Annotated in this window: 3 protein-coding genes; all 3 read left to right on the forward strand. The window is 47.1% G+C overall.

The features are described 5' to 3' along the window. Positions 1-210, forward strand: a 210-nt coding sequence (locus ACRC27_RS13500) for a hypothetical protein (RefSeq protein WP_438640117.1), incomplete at its 5' end; no start/stop codon positions are given. Beyond that, a complete protein-coding gene (locus ACRC27_RS13505; protein ID WP_438640118.1) occupies positions 207-2,975 on the forward strand; it encodes a hypothetical protein in 2,769 nt (922 codons plus the stop codon). The genes ACRC27_RS13500 and ACRC27_RS13505, both read left to right, overlap by 4 nt. Continuing rightward, complete coding sequence (locus ACRC27_RS13510; protein WP_438640119.1) at positions 2,972-3,904, forward strand: DUF7281 domain-containing protein; 933 nt, start codon at positions 2,972-2,974, stop codon at positions 3,902-3,904. Before ACRC27_RS13505 ends, ACRC27_RS13510 begins: the two co-directional genes overlap by 4 nt. Positions 3,905-4,029 lie beyond the last annotated feature (125 nt).

A 4,029-nucleotide genomic window follows, 5' to 3' on the forward strand; every position in this document is an offset into this window, starting at 1 on the left:
GCTCTGCTTGAAAGTGCCGCACGCATTGGTTTTACCCAAGAGCAAGGCGGATATTGGCGGTTACTGCCGGCCGTTTACCGCTATTTAGACTATTTTGAACAGCTTGCCGCGCACCATAAACAGGCAGACTGCAACAGCATTGAATGTGAAACGTTACAGGGCCAGATACTCACAGAAGATATCATACACGAAGCGGGGTACGAAGCATGATTCAATATGGGCTAGAGCGTTTAGTTTTGCTGGGAAGTGCCGGATATCAGCGGGCCGAACTTCCTCTTGATGATTCTGTTTCACTGGTTGCGCCCAATAATCAAGGTAAAACCAGCTTGATCAATGCATTGCAATTTTTACTGATTATCGATCAGAACCGCATGGATTTTGGTGCACATGATATTGAGAGCACCCGCCGATTCTATTTTCCCAACAACAGCGCGTATATCTTACTGCAAGCCTGCTTACCGAAAGTGGGTACGGTTGTTTTAGGGTGTGTTGGTAAAGGTGTCAGCGGTCAGGCATATGAATATTTTGCGTATACTGGACCACTGGTTTTAGATGAATATCGTCTGCCTGATGGTACATTGGTGCAGCAACCCCGATTAAGAGATCATCTGGCGCAGCAAGGCCGTATTTTGTTCAGTTATGAACCCACAGAGTTTCGTGATGCACTGTATGGCAGCCGTAAACGGCGCAATCTGGGTGAACCGGATATCACAATCTTTCATCTTGAACATCAATCAGATGCCTCGGCCTACCGAAAAGTACTCACTCGCACCTTGCGGCTCGATAAACTGAGCTCCAGAAATGTGAAAGAGTATTTGTTGGATATATTTAAGCGTGATCTGCCCGATGCCTCAATTGATTTTAAACAGGAGTGGGAAAGCGCATTTAGTGAAGTGAATGCAGAACGTGCGCAATATCAGGCCGCATTAACTCAAAGTCACCGTATTGAAGTGCTTAGTCAAGAGATCAGTGCCCGTATGACATTGCGCGGTAAAATTATCGCATGGCGTCCGAAAATAGAGCAAGATCTGCAACAGTGGCAAGCTTACTATCAGCAGCAAAAGCAAGCCTTGATTACAGAGATCAACTGTTTGCGGGATGAGCAGAGCAAGCAAATTGAGCAGGATCGGGCACTTGTCGCGACCAAAATTGCGCTTGAGCAATCACTCTGCGCCCTTTTGGAATATGACAAAAAGCAAGCGCACTGGATGCGTGAATTTGCTCTGATACCCGACAGGGCACAACTTGAAAGCCATCTGCTGGCGACAGAGAAAAAACTCGATCAACAAATTACCTTGATTGGTCAAACCCAGCAGCGCGCTCCTGCGGCTATTCACCGTGAATTAGTGCATAAACAGCAAGAGCTGGCTCATCTCCAACAGCAAAAAAGCCATTTGACCAATACCCTTTATCATCATCTGAGTCGCACATTAGCGCCTGAGCACCTTGATAGCTTAAACCGACTATTCAACCGCAGCGTGATGACGCTAAACCCGAATGATTTTCAGCTTGATAGTGCGCAGTTACAAAGCATGCTGGCTAAGTCTGCTGCCAGTGAGTTTACGCTAGCTGGGTTGCAGCTAAATCTCAACACATTAACGCCTCAGTATCACCCGCTTAGTGAAGTCGAGCTGAATGAGCAGTGGCAAGATACTTTCCTCCAAATAGAAAATTTACAGCGTCAACAGCAGGCCGCCGAACACATGGCCAATACACTGGCTGACAAGCGCGCCTTAGAGCAAGAGAAACAGCAGCATTTATTGGCGCTCCAGAATTTTGATCATTTGCAACAATTGCTGGCCACCCATGAACAGCGAAAAGAGCAACACCGGAGCGACGAAAGCCGGCTTACCGAAACCCAGTCTCAGTTAGATCAGCTAATTGAACGGGGGAAACAGCTAACCGATAAACTCAATAGCCTCACCCAGCAGCAGTTATTACTGGAAGATCAGCACAATCATATCGATAAAGCCCGTAATCGTCGCATTGATCAGTCTGATGAGTTTGTTTACCTGACCGATCTTCCACACCATAGCGCGCTAGCTGAGCCGACGTGGGATATCAGCGAGCTGTCTGATCGTTTACAAACATACAATGCAGACTGCAATAAACTGCGTGATATGAACAGAGATTTGGAATTGGCGCTTAGTGAATTGCATCGGGGAGGATTAACCAAATATCAGTATACCGGTAGCCATGATGCTGAATGGATAAAAATTTTTGATTTTCACCGTATGCTGCCTAAAGAGGCTGAAGCGTTAGAGAAACGCGCACGCAGCGCGGTTGTCAATGTCACGGCCAGTTTAAAGCAGTTGAAAAATGGGCTAGATGCTTTCATTGGCCGAATGCGTGAATTCAACCGGCTTATTGGTGCGCGTCACCTGTCTGACTTAAAAACATTTAAAATAGAGCCAAGAAAAGAGCCGCATTTGATAGATGCAATTGATGTGATGCTGAGTACTGCCGAACAACAGGTCAGCCACGGTGATAGCTTTGACTTATTTAATCAGCACAGTGTACTCGATGAACCGCAATTAGATCGCGCCAAACAGGTGCTGATACAAGAGGGCGAAGCGCGGCAAGGGCTGAAAGTCGCCGATCTTTTCAGTTTGCAGTTCGTAGTAGGGAAGCATGATCAACCCGAAGAGTCATTTGAAGAGATAGACAGCGCTGCATCAAACGGAACCGTACTCATGGCAAAGTTAGTCACCGGTTTGGCCATGCTTCATCTGATGCAACATAAGAATCAAAAAATCCGTACGGTTTGTTATCTTGATGAAGCCTTGGCATTAGACAACAAAAATCAAAAAAGCCTGATTGAAGCGGCACATGATTTTGGTTTTGCGCTGATTTTTGCCTCACCCGCGCCGCTGAGTACGGTTCGTTATTGTGTGCCGATACAGCAGCATCAGGGGTACAACATCATAAGCACCCAGAACTGGCAGACGTTGAAAAATAATCAGGTATCGGTATGAGCCACGCTTTACGTGCAGCCCTGAGAAAGCTGCGTGAATCTACAGCGCAAACATTGCCTGCATCTGCCTTAACGTCTGCTCAGCGTCGGGCACTAGAGTCTTTCGCACAGGCTACCAATAGCGTCAGGCTGAAAACGCAGGGCCGAGGTGTGGTTTTTGAAGTCACTCAACCTGCGGTTATCGAGCGGCAGTGGTATCAACTTGTGCCCCGAGAAGATGAGTTACTCTCGGCCACTTTGCCAAACCGAGCCCGCAATATTGCCACGACAGGCTCAAGTAAAAGTGCACAACATGGGCATGATACACACTATCTATTACTCAAGGCCGCCGCAGGTGCTGTCTGGTGGCAGAACACGGAAGGCCACCAGCTCGATCTTCGTTACGCAACGGATCACCAAGGTGCTGCAGTCTTGGCGATTAACCCACAGAACCACTGGTATACCGAGGGTTCATTGTGGCTGGTGGAAAATCAGGCACTGTTTGACCGGCTTGATTGGTTGCCTGATACCGATAATATCACCGTGGCTTACTATAGTGGCCAGTTGCCCAACACAGTGATTGAGTGGTTGCTTGAATCTCCTCGAGCTTCGGCGATTTGGTTTTTTCCTGATTATGACGGTGTAGGGCTGCTTAACTACGCCCGGATAAAATCAAAGCTGGCAAATGCCGTTCGTTTTTGGCTGATGCCAGATTGGCTGCAACAACTCACCGATCTTGGCAGTCAACATCTGTGGCAAAGTAGCCAACGTGAATTTAATGCAATGCTGCAGCATATTGCTTACCCCAAGTTTGAACCGGAGTTAAAACACTTAATTGATACCATGCAACGGCAGGGTAAAGCACTTGAACAAGAAGCCGTGTGGTTGGAAGTAGCAGAGGTGCTGGCGTGGCAGAGAATAAACAAAGTAGAAAACACCGTGGGTAAATAAAATAGCGCTAACTCTACCGCTGCAACCACAGTACTGCAGGAAAATGTTAGCAATAATCAAAACAGATTGATTTTTCACATGGGTCTGAATTTTTTCGGGGATATATTCCCAATTCAATCTCAAAA

The organism is Plesiomonas sp. (assembly GCF_051650925.1).
Taxonomy (GTDB): Bacteria; Pseudomonadota; Gammaproteobacteria; order Enterobacterales; family CAMTGL01; genus Plesiomonas.